26 protein-coding genes and 1 tRNA gene are annotated in these 19,721 nt (G+C 66.6%); 19 read left to right on the top strand and 8 right to left on the bottom strand.

The genetic code is table 11. The annotated features are described in order from the left end of the window. Nucleotides 1-6 precede the first annotated feature (6 nt). On the bottom strand, nt 7-684 hold the full coding sequence (gene deoC, locus P3L18_RS03945) for a deoxyribose-phosphate aldolase (RefSeq protein WP_006372570.1): 678 nt from the start codon (nt 682-684) through the stop codon (nt 7-9). A 28-nt stretch (nt 685-712) separates the two neighbouring features. Between deoC and purU the strand changes: the two genes are divergently transcribed. Beyond that, nucleotides 713-1,669, top strand: a complete 957-nt coding sequence (purU, locus tag P3L18_RS03950; protein ID WP_020172324.1) for a formyltetrahydrofolate deformylase — start codon at nt 713-715, stop codon at nt 1,667-1,669. Between the two features lie 43 nt (nt 1,670-1,712). On the opposite strand, the gene P3L18_RS03955 is transcribed toward purU, so the two are convergent. Together P3L18_RS03955 and P3L18_RS03960 are read right to left on the bottom strand one after the other, a co-directional pair. Beyond that, nucleotides 1,713-2,702, bottom strand: a complete 990-nt coding sequence (locus P3L18_RS03955; RefSeq protein ID WP_276113290.1) for an NAD(P)/FAD-dependent oxidoreductase — start codon at nt 2,700-2,702, stop codon at nt 1,713-1,715. Beyond that, the gene (locus P3L18_RS03960; protein ID WP_276113291.1) at nt 2,699-3,589 is read right to left on the bottom strand and encodes a class I SAM-dependent methyltransferase; all 891 of its coding nucleotides are present in this window, start codon (nt 3,587-3,589) and stop codon (nt 2,699-2,701) included. The genes P3L18_RS03955 and P3L18_RS03960 overlap by 4 nt, the downstream gene beginning before the upstream one ends. Nucleotides 3,590-3,637: 48 nt before the next feature. Here P3L18_RS03960 and P3L18_RS03965 point away from each other — a divergent pair, with 48 nt between their 5' ends. Together P3L18_RS03965 and P3L18_RS03970 are read left to right on the top strand one after the other, a co-directional pair. Continuing rightward, on the top strand, nt 3,638-4,228 hold the full coding sequence (locus P3L18_RS03965; RefSeq protein WP_006372574.1) for an XRE family transcriptional regulator: 591 nt from the start codon (nt 3,638-3,640) through the stop codon (nt 4,226-4,228). A 58-nt stretch (nt 4,229-4,286) separates the two neighbouring features. Beyond that, nucleotides 4,287-5,543, top strand: coding sequence for an Ig-like domain-containing protein (locus P3L18_RS03970; RefSeq protein WP_006372575.1), 1,257 nt, complete (start codon nt 4,287-4,289; stop codon nt 5,541-5,543). Nucleotides 5,544-5,562: 19 nt separating this feature from the next. On the opposite strand, the gene P3L18_RS03975 is transcribed toward P3L18_RS03970, so the two are convergent. After that, nucleotides 5,563-6,318 (bottom strand): SDR family NAD(P)-dependent oxidoreductase, encoded by a 756-nt coding sequence (locus tag P3L18_RS03975; protein WP_276113292.1) that lies wholly within the window; start codon nt 6,316-6,318, stop codon nt 5,563-5,565. Nucleotides 6,319-6,440: 122 nt separating this feature from the next. On the opposite strand from P3L18_RS03975, the gene P3L18_RS03980 reads away from it, so the two are divergent. Genes P3L18_RS03980 through P3L18_RS03990 form a run of 3 tightly spaced genes read left to right on the top strand, consistent with a single transcriptional unit; the run spans nt 6,441 to nt 9,555 of the window. Next, nucleotides 6,441-7,571: an ROK family transcriptional regulator gene (locus tag P3L18_RS03980; protein ID WP_276113293.1), complete on the top strand. Its 1,131-nt coding sequence runs from the start codon at nt 6,441-6,443 to the stop codon at nt 7,569-7,571. 53 nt (nt 7,572-7,624) lie between these two features. Beyond that, nucleotides 7,625-8,437: a transglutaminase family protein gene (locus tag P3L18_RS03985; RefSeq protein ID WP_276113294.1), complete on the top strand. Its 813-nt coding sequence runs from the start codon at nt 7,625-7,627 to the stop codon at nt 8,435-8,437. A gap of 5 nt (nt 8,438-8,442) precedes the next feature. Further along, the gene (locus P3L18_RS03990) at nt 8,443-9,555 is read left to right on the top strand and encodes a putative zinc-binding metallopeptidase (RefSeq protein WP_276113295.1); all 1,113 of its coding nucleotides are present in this window, start codon (nt 8,443-8,445) and stop codon (nt 9,553-9,555) included. Between the two features lie 31 nt (nt 9,556-9,586). On the opposite strand, the gene otsB is transcribed toward P3L18_RS03990, so the two are convergent. The 4 genes from otsB to P3L18_RS04010 form a co-directional block, all read right to left on the bottom strand. After that, nucleotides 9,587-10,369 (bottom strand): trehalose-phosphatase, encoded by a 783-nt coding sequence (gene otsB, locus P3L18_RS03995; protein ID WP_276113296.1) that lies wholly within the window; start codon nt 10,367-10,369, stop codon nt 9,587-9,589. Next, nucleotides 10,366-11,937: a trehalose-6-phosphate synthase gene (locus tag P3L18_RS04000; RefSeq protein ID WP_276113297.1), complete on the bottom strand. Its 1,572-nt coding sequence runs from the start codon at nt 11,935-11,937 to the stop codon at nt 10,366-10,368. Before P3L18_RS04000 ends, otsB begins: the two co-directional genes overlap by 4 nt. A 3-nt stretch (nt 11,938-11,940) precedes the next feature. Beyond that, a complete protein-coding gene (locus P3L18_RS04005) occupies nt 11,941-12,105 on the bottom strand; it encodes a hypothetical protein (RefSeq protein ID WP_172398723.1) in 165 nt (54 codons plus the stop codon). Between the two features lie 122 nt (nt 12,106-12,227). Then, the gene (locus P3L18_RS04010) at nt 12,228-13,655 is read right to left on the bottom strand and encodes a threonine/serine exporter family protein (RefSeq protein WP_276113298.1); all 1,428 of its coding nucleotides are present in this window, start codon (nt 13,653-13,655) and stop codon (nt 12,228-12,230) included. A 4-nt stretch (nt 13,656-13,659) separates the two neighbouring features. Here P3L18_RS04010 and P3L18_RS04015 point away from each other — a divergent pair. From P3L18_RS04015 to P3L18_RS04075, 13 genes are all read left to right on the top strand, one after another. Then, a tRNA-Thr gene (locus tag P3L18_RS04015) sits at nt 13,660-13,731 on the top strand. Between the two features lie 389 nt (nt 13,732-14,120). Next, complete coding sequence (locus P3L18_RS04020) at nt 14,121-14,354, top strand: helix-turn-helix transcriptional regulator (RefSeq protein WP_276113299.1); 234 nt, start codon at nt 14,121-14,123, stop codon at nt 14,352-14,354. Next, entirely contained in the window at nt 14,354-14,812 is a 459-nt protein-coding gene (locus P3L18_RS04025; protein ID WP_276113300.1) for a WhiB family transcriptional regulator, read from the top strand. The genes P3L18_RS04020 and P3L18_RS04025 overlap by 1 nt, the downstream gene beginning before the upstream one ends. 216 nt (nt 14,813-15,028) lie before the next feature. After that, nucleotides 15,029-15,313, top strand: a complete 285-nt coding sequence (locus tag P3L18_RS04030; RefSeq protein WP_276113301.1) for a hypothetical protein — start codon at nt 15,029-15,031, stop codon at nt 15,311-15,313. Further along, complete coding sequence (locus P3L18_RS04035) at nt 15,310-15,576, top strand: hypothetical protein (protein WP_276113302.1); 267 nt, start codon at nt 15,310-15,312, stop codon at nt 15,574-15,576. Before P3L18_RS04030 ends, P3L18_RS04035 begins: the two co-directional genes overlap by 4 nt. 43 nt (nt 15,577-15,619) lie before the next feature. Continuing rightward, entirely contained in the window at nt 15,620-15,973 is a 354-nt protein-coding gene (locus P3L18_RS04040; protein ID WP_276113303.1) for a hypothetical protein, read from the top strand. Next, the gene (locus P3L18_RS04045; RefSeq protein ID WP_276113304.1) at nt 15,966-16,811 is read left to right on the top strand and encodes a DUF2303 family protein; all 846 of its coding nucleotides are present in this window, start codon (nt 15,966-15,968) and stop codon (nt 16,809-16,811) included. Before P3L18_RS04040 ends, P3L18_RS04045 begins: the two co-directional genes overlap by 8 nt. Then, complete coding sequence (locus P3L18_RS04050; protein WP_276113305.1) at nt 16,811-17,065, top strand: hypothetical protein; 255 nt, start codon at nt 16,811-16,813, stop codon at nt 17,063-17,065. The genes P3L18_RS04045 and P3L18_RS04050 overlap by 1 nt, the downstream gene beginning before the upstream one ends. Nucleotides 17,066-17,238: 173 nt before the next feature. Beyond that, nucleotides 17,239-18,027, top strand: a complete 789-nt coding sequence (locus tag P3L18_RS04055) for a hypothetical protein (RefSeq protein WP_276113306.1) — start codon at nt 17,239-17,241, stop codon at nt 18,025-18,027. Next, complete coding sequence (locus tag P3L18_RS04060) at nt 18,024-18,254, top strand: hypothetical protein (RefSeq protein WP_276113307.1); 231 nt, start codon at nt 18,024-18,026, stop codon at nt 18,252-18,254. Before P3L18_RS04055 ends, P3L18_RS04060 begins: the two co-directional genes overlap by 4 nt. Further along, on the top strand, nt 18,251-18,403 hold the full coding sequence (locus tag P3L18_RS04065; RefSeq protein ID WP_276113308.1) for a hypothetical protein: 153 nt from the start codon (nt 18,251-18,253) through the stop codon (nt 18,401-18,403). Before P3L18_RS04060 ends, P3L18_RS04065 begins: the two co-directional genes overlap by 4 nt. A gap of 15 nt (nt 18,404-18,418) precedes the next feature. Beyond that, the gene (locus P3L18_RS04070) at nt 18,419-19,168 is read left to right on the top strand and encodes a hypothetical protein (protein ID WP_276113309.1); all 750 of its coding nucleotides are present in this window, start codon (nt 18,419-18,421) and stop codon (nt 19,166-19,168) included. A gap of 2 nt (nt 19,169-19,170) precedes the next feature. Beyond that, nucleotides 19,171-19,668, top strand: coding sequence for a hypothetical protein (locus P3L18_RS04075; RefSeq protein ID WP_276113310.1), 498 nt, complete (start codon nt 19,171-19,173; stop codon nt 19,666-19,668). Nucleotides 19,669-19,721: the final 53 nt, after the last annotated feature.

Genomic DNA, 19,721 nt, shown 5'->3' on the forward strand with positions numbered 1-19,721 from the left:
CGATCGCTATTCGGTGAAGCCCTCCAACACCGCACGGCTGCCCGACAAGCCGAGTCGGGTGGCCCCGGCAGCGATGAGTTCGGCGGCGAACCGTGCATCGCGGATTCCGCCGGATGCCTTCACCCCGACCCGGGCCGGCACGGCGGCCCGCATGATCTCCACTGCCCGCACACTCGCGCCGCCGGCCGGATGGAACCCGGTCGAGGTCTTGACGAAGCTCGCCCCGGCGCGGGCCGCGTGCGCGCAGACCTCGGTCAGGGTGTCCTCGCCGGCGAGGTCGAGCAGCGCCGCCGACTCGACGATCACCTTGAGGACCGTCTCGTCGCCGACGGCCTCACGCACGGTGAGCACGTCGGCGAACACCTCGTCGAACCGCTGATCGAGCGCGGCCCCGACGTCGATGACCATGTCGACCTCGTCGGCACCGGAGTCCACGGCCAGGCGCGCCTCGGCGGCCTTGACCAGCGAATGGTGCTTGCCCGACGGGAAGCCGGCGACAACACAGGACTTCTGGTCACCGGTATCGATCGGCAGCATGGACGGCGACAGGCAGACCGCGTAGACGCCGAGCTCCGCGGCCTCGGCGATGGTGGCCTCGGCGTCGGCGCGGGTGGCCTCGGGCTTGAGCAGGGTGTGGTCGACGAGGGCCGCGACATCGGCTCGGCGTAGGTCGGTGATCGTCACACAGACGAGCTTGGCACACTGAAGGACCGTGACCACCCCCGCCACCGCTGTCCCATCCAGCTCAGTCCCCGCCACCTCGGTCCCCGCCACCGACGCCTCCGGTGCCGACCGTCGCTATGTGCTCACCCTCGGCTGCCCCGACCAGACCGGGATCGTCGCGCGGATCTCGAGCTTCCTCGCCGAGATCGGCGGCTGGATCACCGAGGCCGCCTACCACTCCGACGAGGACTCCGGATGGTTCTTCACCAGGCAGGCCGTCCGCGCCGACACGGTGACGATCCCCCTCGACGAGGTGCGCGCCCGATTCGCGGGCATCGCTGCCGAATGGGGACCGCAGACCGAGTGGAAGGTCACCGACACCGGCGAGGAGAAATCGGTGGTGCTGCTCGTCAGCAAGGAAAGCCATTGCCTCACCGACCTACTCGGTCGCGCCGACCGTGGTGAACTGCCGGCGACGGTGTCCGCGGTCATCGGCAACCATCCCGACCTCGGCGGACTGACCGAACGCTTCGGGGTGCCGTTTCATCACGTGCCGTTCACCGGACCCGACGGGAAGTCCGGTGCGCGCGCCAAACGAGCAGCCTTCGACCGGGTCGAGGAGATCGTCGACAGCCACACCCCCGACGCGGTGGTGCTCGCCCGCTTCATGCAGATCCTGCCGCCCGAACTGTGCGAGGCGTGGGCCGGGCGCGCGATCAACATCCACCACAGCTTCTTGCCCAGCTTCATCGGCGCCCGGCCGTACCACCAGGCGTTCGCCCGCGGTGTCAAGCTGATCGGCGCGACCTGTCATTACGTGACCGCCGACCTCGACGCCGGCCCGATCATCGAGCAGGACGTCACCCGGATCGACCACTCCGACAGCGTGCGCGACATGGTCCGGCAGGGCCGCGACATCGAAACCCTGGTCCTGGCGCGGGGTTTGCGGTGGCACCTCGAGGACCGTGTGCTGGTGCACGGCCGCAAGACCGTGGTGTTCAGCTGATACCGGTGTTCAACTGACAGCGATGTTCAACTGACAGCGATGTTCAGCCGGCCACCCGGCTCCCGAGCGCCCGCCGGGTGTCCTCCTCGATGAGGTCGACGTTGATCATCGCGCCGCACTGCACCCCGGCCGCCGCCGAGGCCCCGACCATCGCTGCGAGATCCACGGAATTGCCTGCCGCCCAGACCCCGTCGATCGGGGTTCGTCCGGTCCGGTCGGCGGGGATGATGCTGCCCATCGGGTTGTCCTCGAGTGTGCCACCGAGCGAGGTGTAGATCTCGCCTCGGGCACGCATTCGTGGTGCGACGACGAGTGCATCGAGCTCCAGCTCGCGTCCGTCGTCGAACAGCACTGCGCGCAAACGGTTGTCGGCGTCGGCATCAACCCGCGCCACCGGTCCGCCGATGATCTCGATCCCGCGTACCTCGGCCTGCAACCGCTGTTCCGGGGTGAATGGTGGCATGCCGTGATCGATGAGGGTGATGTGGGAGGTCAACTGGGAGAACAGCATTGCCTGGTGCATGGCCATCGGCCCGGTGCCGAGGACGCCGACCCGCCGACCGCGTACCTCGTAGCCGTGACAGAACGGGCAGTGGAGCACGTCGCGGCCCCAGAGTTCGGCGAGCCCGGCGACGTCGGGGAGTTCGTCGACGAGTCCGGTCGCGATCAGCAGTCGGCGGGCGACGGCGGTGGGCCCGCCGGTGCTGTGCACCTCGAAAGCGCCGGTGCTCTGCACCTCGAAAGCGTTGTCGGCCCGGTGTTCTGGGCGCACCACGGCGGTAACGGTGCCCTCGCGGATGGTCGCGCCGTATCCGATGGCCTCCGCGCGTCCGGCGCGCAGCAGTTCGGTCGGGGCGATGCCCTCCCGGCCGAGGAGGTTGTGCGCACCGGCGGCGGGTGCGTTGCGGGGTGCGCCGGCGTCGATGACGACGACCGTGCGCAGTGACCGCGCGAGGGTGACCGCAGCGGACAGCCCGGCTGCGCCGCCGCCGATGATGGCCACGTCGACGGTCTCGGTTGCCGTGGTGGTCATGAGATCTCCTGGTTCGCTTCGGTGGTCGATGCGGGCACGGTCGCGATCCAGATCGTGCGGGCGGCCCGTACGGCGACGTCCGGGCGGTGGCGCAGGGAGGTGGGTCCGTCGCCGAGTAACTCGTCGAGGGTGGCCGCGTCGGTGTCGGTGAGGTCGTCGGCGAGTCCGGTGCGCACCCGGGAGAGCCATGCCTGCGCGTAGGCGCGGGTGAGTTCGGTGGGTTCGGGAACGTCGATTCTCACGGTGTGCCGTGTGCGCATCTCGAATCCGGCGGCGGTGATCGTGTCGGTCCAGTCGGGAAAGCTGTTGGCGCCCTTGGCCCGCATGAGCTCCTCGATCCGTTCATTGAGGTCGGTGTGCGGTGTCTCGGTCTGCAGGAATCGGGGCTGATGCGGCATCTCGATGACCGCCAGCACGCCGCCCGGCCGCAGATGGCTGCGTGTGGTGCGCAGGAAGGCGGCGGGGTCGGTGACGTGATGCAGCGACGCCGACGCCCACACGACGTCGGCGGCCCCGACGCTCGCCGGCCAGCCGTCGTCGAGGTCGGCGGTCACCGTCCGCACGGTGCCCGGTCCGGCGGCGTCGATGCGTGCGGTCATCTCGGGGGAGCCGTCGATGGCGACGATCTCGGCGTCCCCGAAGGCCGCTGCGAGGGCGCGGGTGCCGACCCCGGTACCGGCGCCGGCGTCGACGATCACCTCGATGGGCCGGGTGGTCTCGGTGCGGATGAGGGAGATCGCCTCGTCGAGGTAGGTGCCGGTGACCGCGGCGTCGAGTTCGAGCAGATCGCCGATGTCGGTGCCGTCATGATCGTGTGCCCCATGATCATGTGTCCCGTGCGAGTGCCGTCCGTGGTGCCGATGATCTGATCCGTGCGTGCTGGTCATGATGTCGAGGCTAGCGAGCTGATGCGCAAGGGGCATACCATCTTGCCCATGGAGCAAGAAATCGATGCGGTGGTCCGTCAGCGCATCCGCGCGATGCGCGTCGCCAAGGGGTGGACCTTGGATTCGCTGGCACATCGCTGTCACCTGAGTCCGTCGACGCTGAGCCGGATCGAGACCGGACATCGGCGGGTCGCGCTCGATCAGCTCGTCCCGATCGCCCGCGCGCTGGGCACCTCACTCGATGTCCTGGTCGAGCCGGTCGGCGACGCCGACGTGGTGATCCGTCCCGAACCCCACTCCAACGAGGGCATCACGGTGTGGCCTTTGTCACGTGACAACACCCCGGCCGGTGTGACCGTGGCAAAGATGCGACTCGACGAATCGGTTCGGGACGCCGCCCGCGAGCTGCGGGTGCACCCCGGACATGAGTGGTTCACGGTGCTCAGCGGCACGATCCGGCTCCGGCTCGGCGAACGGACGATCATCATTCCCGCAGGCCACGCCGCCGAGTTCGCATGCACGGTCCCGCATTCGTTGGCCCCCGACGACGGACCCGCGGAGGTCCTCTCGATCTTCGACCACGACGGTGAGCGCGCCCATCTGCGTGGGTCGCCGGCGTCGCCGGCATCGCTGTCTTGACCGAATCACAGCAGGCAGAGAGCCGTTCATCAGCCGGTCTCGGTACCCTGGTCCCGACATGAACACGCAGCCGACACCCAGCCGACGCACCGTTCTCGCGGCGGCAGGCATCGCCACCGCGGGCCTCGTGGCCGCCGCCTGTGGACGATCCGACGACACCACCTCCGCCCAGAAGTCGAAGCAGCCGACCGTCAAGGTCACCTACACACCTGCACTCGACGATCCCGCCGCGCCCAATCCGACCGCCAAGGTCGAGGTCAAGGCGTCGGGCGGCACGCTGAACCCCGACGTCAAACTGGTCAACGCCAGCGGCAAGGCGGTCACCGGCACGCTCTCCGACGATCGCACCACCTTCACCGTCAACGAGGTTCTCGGCTACGGCACCACCTACACCTGGCAAGGCAGTGCCGTCGGGCAGGACCGACTGACGGTGCCGGTCAAGGGGTCGTTCACCACCCTCGATCCCAAGCAACAACTCAACGTCGTCGTCAACATCGCCGACGGGCAGGAAGTCGGCATCGCCGCACCGCTGATCCTCAAGTTCGACGGGACCGTCGACGACAAGGAAGCCGTCGAGCGCGCACTCACCCTGACCACCACACCCCCCGCGGAGGGCAGTTGGGCCTGGCTCGGCGAGGACAACGGGTCACGCGTGCACTGGCGCTCCAAGGAGTACCTCACCCCGGGCACCAAGATCCACATGTCGGCCAAGCTGTACGGGCTCGATCACGGCGGCGGGGCATACGGTGCCGCCGACGTCACCAGCGACTACACCGTCGGCCGCTCGCAGATCGTCAAAGCAGACGCGCCCAGCCACCAGATCGTGGTGGTCCGTGACGGATCGACGCTGATGACCTTGCCCTGCAGCTACGGCGAAGGCGACGTCGACCGCAACGTGACCCGCTCGGGTATCCACGTGGTCAGCGAGAAGTACGAGGACTTCTACATGTCCAACCCGGCAGCGGGGTACTTCAACGTCCACGAACGCTGGGCGGTGCGTATCTCCAACAACGGCGAGTTCATCCACGCCAACCCCGAAACCGTTGGCGTGCAGGGTTCGTCGAATGTGACGAACGGCTGCATCAACCTGTCGCTGGACAACGCGCAGCAGTACTTCACCACCGCGATCTACGGTGACCCCGTCGAGGTGACCGGCACCCGGATCGATCTGTCCGAGGCCGACGGCGACATCTTCGACTGGACCTACGACTGGGACACCTGGAAGTCGATGTCGGCGATCAAGGGCACCCCGCAGTCGGCGTCGGTACCGGCGACCCCGAGTGGTGCACCCTCGTCGGTGAGCGCCCCGAACTGAGGGCCCGGAGCGGCCCCGCCTAGCCGGTCTTGATGTTGCGCCGCGCCGAGGCCTGATCACGCGGTTTGAGCACGATCTGATCGAGATTCACGTGCGGCGGCCGGGACGCGACGAAGCCGATGACCTCGGCGACATCGTCGGCGGTCAGCGGCGTCAGGCCTTGGTAGACGGCGTCGGCGCGTTCCTTGTCGCCCTCGAAACGCACCAGCGAGAAATCGGTTTCGACCATGCCGGGCGCGATCTCGGTGAGCCGGATCGGCTTGCCGAGCAATTCGTAGCGCAACGTCCGATGCAACACTCCCTGACCATGTTTCGCCGAGGTATAGCCGGCGCCGTTGTCGTAGGCCTCCAGGGCGGCGACCGAGGTGATGGTGACGATCAGTCCGTCGCCGGAGGCTTCGAGCGCCGGGAGCAGTGCCTTGGTCATCCGTAGCGTCCCCAGAACGTTGGTCTCCCACATCCAGCGCCAGTCGTCGAGGTCGGCGGTGGCCACCGGGTCGAGGCCTTTCGCGCCGCCGGCGTTGTTGACGAGTACGTGCACCGAATCCAGGCCGTCGACGAATCGGGCCACCGACTCCTCGTCGGTGACGTCGAGTTGCTTTCCGGTACCGCCGATCTCGGCGGCCAGCGCCTGAACCCGATCGACCCGGCGGGCGCCGAGGACCACGTGGAAGCCCTGTGCGGCAAGGGCGCGGGCGGTGGCCGCGCCGATTCCGGAACTCGCACCGGTGACGACGGCGACGCGGGTGACCTCGGAGGCGGTGGACTCACTCATGATCGTGAGTTTACGTGCCGAGCCGGGTGGGGCCTGCGCCCCGGGCCCGGCACTGAATCCCGGACTGGGTCTCGACGCCGATCGGGGTGCGCCCGCCGACGGCGATGCTAGATTCTCCAGTCATGCACACGGTCATCCCGGCGACACTCGGTGTCGGGACGACCCCCGCGGCGCAGGTGTTGCAGCGCATCCGGGTCGGTGCGCCCATCACCCGCGACACCCTCGCCGCCGAGACCGGGTTGTCCCCGGCCACCATCAACCGACAGGTGACCGCGCTGACCGAACTGGGTTTCGTCCTCGAACGCCGCGACCTGGTCCATGCCGGCAGCATCGGTCGGCCCAAGCATCCCCTGACCCTCGACCGCGACAGCCTTTGCGTCGCGGGGATGCACATCGGCGCCCGACGGACCCTGCTGGCCATCGCCGACCTCGGTGGGCGCACCCTCTACAGCCACGCCGTACTGACCCCGCACGACGATCCGCACGCGTCGGCGGCCGAACTCTGTCACGCCCTGCGGGAACTCGCCGACCGATTCTCCGGGCGCCGCCTGCTGTGGGGCGGGGTCGCACTCGGCGGGCGCGTCGAGCGCGCCGGCGGTGTGGTCGATCATCCCGTCCTCGGCTGGCGCAATGTCCCCGTTGGAGCGCAACTCGCCGAGGCACTCGGCGTGCCGGTGTCGGTGTGCGAGCATGTGCAGGCCATGGCGGCAGCCGAACTGTTGCTGAGTTCGGCTCGCAGCAGCGCGAATACGGGACTTTTCTTCTACGCGCGCGAAACCACGGGCATGGCCCTGACCGTCGGCGGGCAGGTGGTGGTCCCCGACCGCGGGGCCGGCACGATCGCCCACATCGGTGTCGACGCCCCGACGCTGTGCGGGGGTGCGGCCACCCTGCAGGACGTGATCGGTGTCGACGTCGCACGCCGCGCCGCGCAGCGCCTCGGCGTCTCACCGGACGCGTCGGTGATCACCGACGAACGCGCCCGCATCCTCGGGGAGGTGGTCGCCGTCTTCCGTGACGCGGTCAATCCCGACGAGGTGATCGTCGCCGGTGATGCGTTCGCCGCGCATCCGCAGGGGCTCGGACCGGTGCAGGCGGCCTTCGACTCCGCATCCAGGATCGGTTGGCCGCTGGAGCTCACGGCGTCGCGGTTCGGGTTGTCGGTCCAGGAGAGTGCGGCAATCGTGGTGGCGCTCAGCGTGATCTACGCCGACCCGGTCGCGGCGATGACCCACTGTCGCGCCCGGCCGTAGCGTAGCGGGCGCCAGTGACGCAGAGTCCGGCGTTTTGCCCTACCGTGACAGGCATGACGATCCCCCCTCGCGACGTTGCCGCGACCATGTCCATTTCCGTCACCGCACCCACCGAGATCGAGATGCAGATCGCGGTGGCCCGCATGCCCGGGCTGTCCCTCGACGAAACCCTCCAGGTGACCCTCGACGGCAAGCCGGTGTCGGTGGAGGAGATCGTGGACAATTACGGCGGCCGCATCCACCGGCTGTCGGTGGAGTCCGGTCAGCTCGATGTCGACTATCGGGCCGCGGTGACCACGCCTGCCGATCCGGCCCAGGTCGGGGTCACCGATCATTCGATCTACTTGCGCCCCAGCCGATATGCCGAGGCCGACAAGTTCTTCGGATTCGCCGCGGGTCAGTTCGACACCTCGTTGCCGAAGGGGGAACTCCTCAACCAGGTGACCGCGTTCGTCGAGGATCGCCTCGACTACATCCCCGGCGCGAGTGACCCCATCGACGGCGCCGCCGACACCCTGCTGGCCGGTGCGGGCGTCTGCCGCGACTACGCGCATCTGGTGGTGGCGTTGCTGCGCGCGTTGAACATCCCCGCCCGGTTGGTCGCCGTGTATGCGCCGGGCTGCGATCCGATGGACTTCCACGCGGTCGCCGAGGCGCTCATCGACGGCGTCTGGGTGGTGGTCGATGCCACGCGGCTCGCGCCACGCCAGGGGCTGGTGCGCATCTCGACCGGGCGGGACGCCGCCGACACCGCATTCCTCGACAACCACGAGGGTTCGATCAACCTCGACTCGTATCAGGTGACCGCGGTGGTGCGCGGTGATCTGCCCATCGACGACGGAACGGACCGCATCAGCATAGGCTGAGCGGTGTGCGCGCACTGACGTGCCCGATCTGCAATGCGCTGTCGGGATTCGAGAACCAGAACTGTCCCCGCTGTGGCACCTCCGTCGGAGTGCACCTGCCGAGTCGATCGTTGGTGGTGGCCTCCGAGGACGGCGTCGACATCGACGGGCGTCGCTGGGAGCGGTGTTCGAGTTGGTCGCGCACGGGCTGCAACTGGATCACGCCCTCGGAGGTGGGGGAGGGCGAGATCGGTTTGCGGGGACTGTGTTTCCCGGATTCGCTGGTGCGCCACCAACCCGATCCGTCGGACACCATCGCCGTGGAGAAGCTCGTGCCGACCACCTTCGATCTGCGGATGGTGATCTATCAGCTCGCCGATCTGGGGTTGCCGATCGAACCGTATTGGCGCACCAAGGGTGGGTTGGCCTTCGACCTGTTGTCCAGCCTGTCGGAGGGCAAACAGGTGATCATCGGGCACGCCGGTGGTGTCATCACCATCGACCTCGCCGAAACCCTTGACGCGCATCGTGAACGGCTGCGGGTGTCACTCGGTGAGCCCTACCGCACCATGGTGGGGCACTTCCGCCATGAGACCGGGCATTACTACCAGCATGTGCTCGTCGAAACCGGCGACGGGGCCGACCGCTATCTGGACCGGTGCCGCGAGATCTTCGGCGACGAACGAGCGAGCTACAGCGACGCCCTCGACCGGCACTATCGGCAAGGGCCACCGGCGAATTGGCGTGACTCGTTCATCTCCGAATACGCCACCATGCACCCGTGGGAGGACTTCGCCGAGTGCTTCGCCCACTATCTGCACATCACCGGAACCATCGACACTGCACGTGAATCCGGGCTGATGCTCGAGAGCGATCAGGTGCGCTTCTCGATGGACCGCGACATCGTGCCGCTGGCGACGTACGCCGATCAGCCCATCGAGAAACTGCTGTACGACTGGAAGTGGCTGTCCACCATGTTCAATCGCGTCAACCAGGCGATGGGCAGCCCGCCGCTGTATCCCTTCGACATTCCGCAACCGGTGGTACGCAAGCTGGGCTTCGTCCATCGCGTGATCCGGGAGTCGGCCAAGCGTGATCCGGTCACCGATCCGATGGTCGCCGAGCCCGCGGTGTCGTGAACCCGCACCACTCGCCCGGGCCGCGGCCAGGTCAGCCGAGCGCCTCGCGGCGATGGGCGGCAACGAATTCGAGGACTGCGGCCACATCCGCGGGATCGCCGACGCGATACTGGGCGGCGCTGTCACCGGGGCCGACCTTGATGCTGATGTCGTGGTCGTGGCGCAGATGGGCGAAGGCCTTCTCGTCGGTGACGTCGTCACCGAGATAGATGACGACGTCGGCGCCGGTGCGGTCGCGCAGGAGATCTAGCGCGAGGCCCTTGCTGGTCTCGATGACGGCGAGCTCGATGACCGCCTTGCCCTCGGTGGCCTCGACCCCGTCCCACCGGGCCGGGCCGAGACGAGCGCGGTCGAGCGCGGTCGCGGCGTCGGCGGGGCTCGCATTGCGAACGTGCAGGGTGGTGCTGACCGGTTTGACCTCCACCGTGACACCGTCGAATTCTGCTGCGATGGACTCGAACTCGTCGATGATCCGGGCGAGGAGCTGCTGCTGCTCGGCGGTGACCGGTTGGCCGAAGCCGGTGTCGAATTCGCTGCCATGGCTGCCGACGAGGGTTATCGGGTCGTCGGCGAGACCGGACAGCGCGGCAAGATCCGACAGCGCCCGCCCGCTCACCACGGCCACCGTGGTGCGGTCGAGTCGTGCGGCGGCCCGTAGCGCCTCGATCGATTCGGGCAGACCGACCGCATCCTGCGGCCGGGAGACGATGGGGGCGATACAGCCGTCGTAGTCCGACGCGAGCAGCAGCCGGTCCACCGTGCTCGCCCGTAGCAGCGCGTCGGACAGCGGTGTGGGGATGCCCTCGGCGCTCATCGCCGGTCGACCGACTCGTCGGCCCCATATTCGATCGACCCAGACTCGTTGGATGCAGCCTCGTTGGTCCCAGTCTCGTCGGACTCGGAATCCAGTAGGCGCACACCGCGGTTCGCCGATGCCTCGGTCTCGGTCGTATCGGCCAGGGTGCCGAGGAAACTTGCCGCCCACTTGCCGACATCGTGGGCCAGAACCTGCCTGCGCAGGGCCCGCATGCGGCGTCGGCCTTCTTCGGGGGCCTGCTCGACGGCGGCGACGATCGCGTCCTTGACGCCGTCGAGGTCATACGGGTTGGCCTGATACGCCGACCGCAATTCGGCTGCGGCACCGGTGAACTCGCTCAGGACCAGGGCGCCGCCGAGGTCGTTGCGGCACGCCACGTACTCCTTGGCGACCAGGTTCATCCCGTCACGCAGTGGCGTCACGAGCATGACGTCGGCGGCGACGAAGAAGGCGATCAGGTCGTCGCGGGGGATCGGACGGTGCAGGTATTGCACGATCGGCCGACCGACCTCGCTGTAGCGGCCGTTGATGTTGCCGACGAGCTGTTCGATACCCGCGCGCATCTGGATGTAGCTTTCCACGCGTTCGCGGCTCGGTGTCGCCAGCTGGACCATGACGGTGTCGGCGGCGTCGATTCGCTTCTCCTCCAGCAACTCCTGGAGCGCTCGTAGCCGGACGTCGATGCCCTTGGTGTAATCGAGCCGGTCGACGCCGAGCATGATCGTCTTCGGGTTGCCGAGTTCTTTGCGGATCTCGGCGGCACGTTTGCGGATCTCCTTGGATCGCGCCTTCGCGTCGAGCTCGCCGGAGTCGATGGAGATAGGGAAGGCCCCGACCCGTACCGTGCGGAAACCGACCTGCACCACACCGAACCGCGACCGCACGCCGACGGTGCCCTTGCTGGTGGCCTGACCGGCGAGGCGTCGTGCGAGATAGAGGAAGTTCTGGGCGCCGCCGGGGAGGTGGAAGCCGATGAGGTCGGCACCGAGGAGCCCCTCGACGATCTCGGTTCGCCAGGGCAGCTGCATGAACAACTCGACCGGCGGGAAGGGGATGTGCAGGAAGAACCCGATCTTGAGGTCGGGGCGCAGCATGCGCAGCATCTTCGGGACGAGCTGCAGTTGGTAGTCCTGCACCCACACGACCGCACCCTCGGCGGCGGCCTTCGAGGCGGCCTCGGCGAAGCGGCGGTTCACCTCGACGTAGGTGTTCCACCACTCGCGGTGATATTCGGGTTTGACGATCACGTCGTGGTAGAGCGGCCACAGGGTGGCGTTGGAGAAGCCTTCGTAGTATTCGGCGATCTCCTGCGTCGACAGCGGCACCGCCTGGATGCCGATGCCCTCGACCTCAGGGTTCTCGTCGGAGTCGGCGATGCCCGACCACCCCACCCAGGCACCGGTGTGGGAGCGGAGGATGGGTTCGAGAGCGGTGACCAGACCGCCGGGGCTGCGCTTCCAGGTGATCTCGCCGTCGGCATCGACCGACTTGTCGACGGGCAGCCGGTTGGCCACCACGACGAACTCGGCGCCGGATTCGGGTATCGCTCGGCTCTCCGAGGTCACGGGTCAGGCGTTCTCGCCCGGTGCGATTCCCAACATCGCCAGCAGCATCCGGCACTCGTCGGCGTCTGTCGCGTAGGCGGCGACGACGCGTCGCGCGGAGATCGCGGTCTCGTCGGCCACCGGCTCCAGCTCTTCGTCGGCGATGTCGGTGGTTTTGGCTGCTGCCATCATGTCCCCTCGGTCGTGGCCCCGGATGGGGCGCCGCGGTCGTCGGATGTCGTGGTTGTCGCACCGTCGTGTGGTGCGCGCGACCTCCCATGGTACCCGGTCACCCGCTGAGGGCTTCGCGGTCACCACTCGATCCGGCGGCGTCGGCGCAGGCGCCGCCGGTGTGCCCATTCGGGCCGGACGATCTGGGGCCGACGCAGGGTGCGGGCGATGAACTCGCCGAGGGTCACCCCCGCGGCCAGCGCGCAGCCCACGCCCAGGGCGCTGCCCGCCCAGGTGAGTCCGTCGAGGGTCTGATCGTTGAGCAGCCCGTACAGACCGCGGTAGACGGCGAGACCCGGCAGCAGAGGCGTGATGCCGGCAACCGCGACGACCAGTGGTGGGGTGAGTGCGCGGCGGGCCAGCAGACCGCCGAGCATGCCGATGCAGACCGCGGCCAGACCGGACCCGATGACATCGCCGACCGGGATGAACGAGGCGCCCGCGGCCACGCCGACACCGATCACGCCGGAGATGAAGGCGACCGGCAGCGCGCGCCGCTCGGCGTAACAGGCCAACGCGAACGCGAATGCGGCGAAGGCGCCCGCGGCCACGCGTGCGGGGATGTCGACGGCGGCGAACTCGGTGGTGGTGGTGATGGCGGGCAGATAGATGCCGACCGCCGACAGCATCCGCAGCGCCATACCGACGCCGGCGATGATGCCACCGGTCATCAGCAACAGCTCGAAGAAGCGGGCGACGCCGGTGATCGGTGCGCCGGTGATGGCGTCCTGCACCGAGCCCACCAGCGACAGTCCCGACAGCAGCACGACGATCCCCGCCGCGATGACCTGGGACGGCATGATCTCGAACCCGAGTTTCTCGCCGCCCTCGAACACCAGCGCCGCCGGTACCACCGCGATGAAGCCGCCGGTGACCTGTTGGAAGAAGATCGGGGTGCCGATGCGATTGAGTAGCCGATTGATGGTGACGGTGACCCCGGTCGTCACGAACGCCAACAGCGCGATCAGCGGTCCGCCGCCGAGCAGCACGCTGATGCCTGCGGCCATCAGCCCCCACGCGAGAGTCGCGACCTTGTAGGGGTAAGGGTGCGGGGCGGCGATGATCGCGTCGACCATCCGGTGCGCGGTGGCCGGCGTGATCGCCGAATCCCGGATGCGGCGGATGAGTTTGTCGACCTGCGCGAGTCGGGTGAAGTCCAGCGAGCGGTAGTGGACGGTCTCCATCGTCGTGATGGGCGGCAGCGTCGCGCCGCGTCGGGCGCTGACGACGATGGTGTTGTAGGTGACATCCACGTCGACGTCCTCGATGCCGTAGATGTTCGCGACGAACTGGATCTGGCTGCCGGTGTCGATCGCGCCGGTCCCCGAGTCGAGCAGCACCGCGCCGATCTTGGTCGCCAGGTCGAGCACCTCGGTGATGGCCCCGACGTCGAACCGATCGATCGGACGCCGGGGCGCCACCATGATGCTGCCGGGTTCGATGGTGTCGATCGTGGCCTGGCTGGTGCCGATGAGGCGGCGGGCGGTGCGGCGGATATACTCGCGCAAGCATGCCTCCTTAGCTCAGTGGTAGAGCACTCGCCTTGTAAGCGGAAGGTCGACGGTTCGAATCCGTCAGGAGGCTCTGGTCACCCCCGTTCGGGTCGAACGTGGGGCCGTTTCCGGTGGTCAGCCACTCGAAGCGGATCCCAAGTAGTTCGCAGATGGCGTCGAGTTCGTCGACGCCGAACGCTACGTGCCCGTTCATCCGTCGAGCAAACTTGGACTGGCTGAGGTCGAGCGCTTCGCTGATGCGTAGCTGTGGAATCTGTTCTTCAGCGAGGAATCCCCGCAGCCTCTTGGCAATGGCCTGAGACCGTGGAGCGGCCCTCCTGCTGTGAATTTCGGTTGCTGCTGTCATGCCGCAGACATTAGTCGATAATCGGGTAATTGCAACGTCAGGCGTCATGTTATGTACGACACGCGGGCACCATGCACTTGTCGACTAGTCGATGAGCGACTACAAACGTACCCATGACACGGATAGGCGCTCAGCGACTAGCGAAGAGAGTACGAACCCGCACCGCTGCGGCGGGAATCACCCAGCAGCAGGCGGCCGACGCCCTGCATATGTCCCAGTCCGCGTTCTCGCGCAGGTATCTCGGCCGCGTCGAGTTCCGTGCCTCGGAACTCGAGACCCTGGCCAAGCTGCTCGGCACGACCGTCTCGGATCTCGTGGGCGAGTCGGGCGAGAAGGCGAGCGCGTAATGGCCATCGAGCTACGCCGGCCGCCCCGCATCCACGAGGGCGCGGGCATCACCACATCGCCGTCGGAATCCTCCGCGCTGAGCTTCCTGTCGTCTATCGAGATCGTCCCCGACTGGACCGACCGGGCCGCCTGTCGGGAGAACTACCGGCCGGACAACGACTTCTTCTTCCCGCGCAAGGGCTACTCGGGCGACCGGCCCACGGCCCGCAAGATCTGCGACGAATGTCCGGTCATCCAACAGTGCGCGGCCCACGCCATCGAAGTCCTCCTCAACGGCGGACTGGTGGGCATCTGGGCGGGCGAGTACTTCGCCGGTAGTGGCTGGGTCCGCGAGCACCGCATGAAGCAAGTGGAGCGTCTCTACGAGATCGCTGGCCTCGAGATGCCCGACTCCATTCACGAGCTCCTCCGTGGCCTTCCGGTCCGGTCGGCCAGTATGTCGGGCCTCCAGTCATGACCGACCGCGACCTCACCCCCTGGCAGGCGTTCTATCTCACGCTCTGTGGCCTCGCCTTCATCGTCATCCTCCTCGCCGCCCTCGGTTTCTAAGTCCCGGCCATGCAGCTCTGGGCGACCTGGATTGAGTGCATCTCCTGCTACCGAATGTCCCCTCTACTACGCGTGAACGTCGCCACCGGCCTCTGCTACGCGTGCACACGGAAAGCGAAAGAACATGACCGCGCTCGACCACATCGAAGGTGATGTCCGTGCCTACATCGCCATCAAGCAACAGATCGCCGAGCTGACCAAGCTCTCGAAGAAGCTCCAGGCCAACATCGTCTCGGCCATCGGCAACGGCGACGAAGCGACCATCGGCGGCGAAGTCGTCCTCACCTACGCCACCACCAAGAGAACCGCCTTCTCGCAAGCCATCCTCAAGCGCGACTATCCCGAGGTCGTCGACCTCTGCAAGGAAACCACCGAGGTTCGATCGCTGCGCGTCGCGGGCGAGTCATGACCTCGACGCCGGTGTTCCTCGCGCCGAAGCCGATCGTCCATGTCCACCAGCATCTGCACGTGAACGTCGACGCGGGTATCTCCGCGCGGCGATGGGTGGCCAACTGGGTTGGCCCGAACGGACTCGTGCGGATCTGTGACGCGTTCGCCCCGATCGCCGACGGTGGTCAGTGCGTCGGTCCCAACAGCATCTTCAGTCCGCAGTACCTCGAGCTACTCGGCACTGCCGACGTCGAGGTTCGCATCGTCAGGGACACCCGATAAGAAGCCACGTGGGCCAACCGGTCGACGGGAACAAGGAGAATCTATGTCCGACAATACGATTCGCCCATTCGCGGACTTCCTCCGCGAACTCCAGAAGGGCGAGATCCACCAGGAACTGTCCGAACAACTCCACGCGCTGATCGGACGCGTCGCCGAGGTCGGCAAGGCCGGGTCGCTGACGCTGACACTCAAGGTCAAGCGTGACCGCTCCGGCATGATCCAGATCGATGACGACGTGAAAGCCAAACTGCCCCAATGGGAACGGCCGTCGTCGATGTGGTTCGTCGATAAGAACGGCAACCCCACCAAGCGCGACCCACAGCAGCTCGAGTTCAAGGGCATCGAGGTCGTCAAGCCCGAGACCACCGACAACAGCCAGGAGGCAGTGAATGAGTAACGAAGACATCACCGAGGCCGGCGCGGTCGCCGACATCGTGAAGAACTCGGTGAACCGGCCGACCGAAGTCCCCGGCCACCCAGGACTTCTCGCGACGGTGTATAGCCGCGACGAGGTGTTGACGGTCGGCTCGTACGAGCGCTACCGCGAGGAACCCCGCCGCCAGCGAGGGACGTTCGACGTCCACGACGTGCCATCGTTCCTCGAAGCCATTCGTCTGCGGCACGACAACGACACCACCGTCTACGCCAACGTCGACAATCGAAGCCTGACCGCCGTACTCAACGACCAGGGATGGCGCGATCACCGCGTCAACTACGCGCCCGAGTTCAGCCGGGAGTTCGCGGCCTGGCAAGAGCGAAGCGGCAAGTACGTGTCCCAGCGCGACTTCGCCGAGTTCCTCGAGGATCGGGCGTTCGACCTCGTCGAACCCGAACCGGCCGAACTGATCTCGATCGCCCGGCAGTTCAAGGCCACACGCAAGGTGCAGTTCGAGTCCGGCACCAAACTGCAGTCGGGTGACATCCAGTTCGTCTACTCCGAGGAGACCGGAGCAGGTTCCGGCTCGAAGGGAAAGATCGACATCCCCGAGACGTTCGTCATCGGCGTGCCGGTGTTCAAGGGCACCGAGAAGATCTCGATCACCGCGACGCTGCGCTACAACATCGACCGCGACGCCGGGCTGCAGCTGTCCTACCGACTGCTCTTCCTCGACGACCTGATCGAGGCATCGCTGCAGCAGCAGATCATCGAGCCGGTGCGAGAGGGCCTCGTGAGCGGCAACTTCGGGTCGCTCCTGCTCGCCTCCGCGCCCGGCGTTGTGGGGGCCCTGGACTGATGACACCCGAGGAGCACGCCGAGCAGGCGCGAGCGTTGCTGGCGTCCGACGAGCAGCGGGACGAAGCCGAGGTTCCGCATCTGTCACCGCAGGAGCACTACGCGGTGGCCGAGAAGCTCGCCCACGAAGCTCGAAACCGACGTCGCCGCAACGATCTCGCGCTTGCCGGCGTGCTCCTCGCGCAGGCTCAGGTGCACGCCACCCTGGCCACCACGGCGGCGACGCCGGCCTACCGGCCAAGGAAGGAACACTGATATGCAACAACAGCCTTCGCGGCCATCGGGCGAGATGCAGGCGAATGCCACCCAGCTACATGAGATTTTCAGGGTGCACGTTGAGGCCGGGTTCTCTGAGGATCAGGCGTTCGCACTGTTGCTGGAGTTCGTGCGAGCCAATCGACCAGCCAATCGACCAGGGCGGCGGTGACATGGGCCTCGACGATCTCTTCTTCACCACCGAAGAGCGCGTGTCCCGCGACCTCGACGAGGTGCTGACTGTCTATCACCGCAACCGCCCGCGCAACTTGCAGGTGGAGTTGGGGCCATCAGAGATCGGTCACGCGTGCGCTCGCAAGCTCGGCTTCGCGCTCATGCGCGAGCCCGAGTGTAATCCGGAGTTCGACCCGCTGCCGTCGTTCGTCGGCACCGAGGCGCACTCCGGATTCGCCGACGCCGCAACGGCAATGAACGAGCGTCTCGGTCGCACGCGCTATCTCGTGGAGCATCGTGTCGAGGTCCGGCGGGGGACCGGCGGCAGTTGCGACCTCATCGACCTCGATTACTGGACGGTGATCGACCACAAGTTTCTCACCGCCGAGCGCATCAAGAAGTACATGTCCCATCCGCCGGAGAGCCTCCCGCTGCACTACCGCCGGCAAGCACATCTCTACGGGTTCGGTGCCCGCCGTGCGGGATTCCCCATCGAGAACGTCATGCTGCACTTCCTCCCGCGCGGCGGGTTGCTATCCGCTAAGCGGACGTTCTTCGAGTCCTACAGCCAGGAGATCGCCGAGGAGACCATGGCCCGCTACGACGGAATCATGGTGTCGCTCGACGTCTTTGACGTCGAGAACCATCCGGAGAACTACCGGATGTTTCCGGCCGCCGCGTCCGACGACTGCGTGTATTGCCCGTGGTACCGAGCAAAACCGCAGACGGTTTACGAGTGCAACGGAACGGTTCTCGGCGAGCAGATCCCTATTCAGGAGGCATCATGAGCCAGTACCGCTTAACGCTCGGGGCGTTTCGACCGCCGCGAGAGGGCGAGCTGGGGAAGTGGGAGCATCACACCGACCACAGTTCCGTCATCCTTCATCGCCGAGCGGCCTTTCTGCCGGTGGTCGGCATCAGTGGCGGCTATCTGCCGCCGCCGAAGCGCCGGCAGATAGCACTCGGCCTCGCGATCCGCTGGCTCGGAGCTATCGACGTGGTGCTCGTCCAGTGATGTGGCTCGTCTTCCGCCACCCCATCGTGACGGCGTCAATCCTCCTCGGTGCCGCGCTCATCCTGATGGTTCTCGGCCATCCCAACGCAGCGATCGGAATCGCGTTCGTCGAATGTCTGCTCGCCGCAACCTATGCCACGTACTACTAACGAAAGAGAAAGAGCATGAGCCACTTCACGACGACCGTCGCCCTGCCGGGCGACACGGCCTTTGATGACATCGAGACCGCGCTCGAGGCCGCACTCGCACCCTTCGACGAAAACACGATAGTTCCGCGTTACGTCTGCGCGACCAAGGCCGAATTAATCGCCGAGGAACGCAAGCGCATCGAGAAATTCCGGGACGGCACCTACGCCAAGTACCTTGCCGATCCCGAGAAGTACATCGCCGAGTGCCAAAACTCCGCTCACGTTCGCTACATCACCGGCGCTGACGAAGACGGTGGCTTCCCGGCGAAGCTCAACTGGACTGACGAGCAGGTGTACGCCTCAGCCGTCAAGTGGGAGGAGCCGGAGAACATTGGGCCGCACGGCGAGGTCTACTCGACGTACAACCCTAAGTCGCAATGGGATTGGTGGACCATCGGCGGTCGCTGGGGCGGCATGTGGCAGCTCAAGGAGCACGACGCCGCGCTGGTTACACAGACGCGGCCAAGCGCGTTCGGCATGGCCGAGAAGTCGCTACAGCCGTACCGTGCTGACGTTGCTCGGATCGAGCAGATCGTCCCCGAGTCCATGACGCCGACGTTCGCGCTCGTCGACCTCGGGGGCGAGTGGCACGAGTCCGCGAAGATGGGCTGGTTCGGGATGTCGTCGGACAAGAAGGATCCCGACGAGTGGAATGTCGCGTACGCCAACGCGATTACCGCGATGCCGCGTGATACCTGGCTCGTCAACGTCGACTGCCACATCTGATCATGGACGTGTCATCGCGAGACGTCGAGCGGTACCGACGCATCACATCCAACCTCCTGCATGGCTCATTCGAGCGTGGCGACAAGGAGGACTCGGGGTACTTTGCCATTGACGACTTCGACCAGACGGATTCGGTCGACGCGAAGCTAGTTACTTCGAGAATCGTTGACGAAGAGGGAAAGCCGACAGGCTCGCACAAGCTAGTCATCGACCTGGACCACGATGCAATTCTCCTTCCGTCTAGCCAGCCCGGCCATCATCATCTGATTGTTGACGTGACCATGTCGGATGCGAAGCTCTATCTCCTACTCGAGACGTTGGCGGTGGCTGGCGTCATCGAAAGGGGTTACGCCGACGCGTCTATCGAACAGAAGGGCACGAGCGCGCGGACCCCGTGGGCGCTGAAGTCCTCGGCACTGCCCGAGCGCCGCGCCTACGGCGACGAGTTCCGCGACCAACTACTGGCCATCGTTCACGGCGAGCGCCACGCACAGACCTAAAACTGAATACCCACAACACAATTGAACACTCTCCTCGATCTTCTACTCACGCA

The organism is Gordonia sp. N1V (assembly GCF_029269935.1).
Classification (GTDB): domain Bacteria; phylum Actinomycetota; class Actinomycetes; order Mycobacteriales; family Mycobacteriaceae; genus Gordonia; species Gordonia polyisoprenivorans.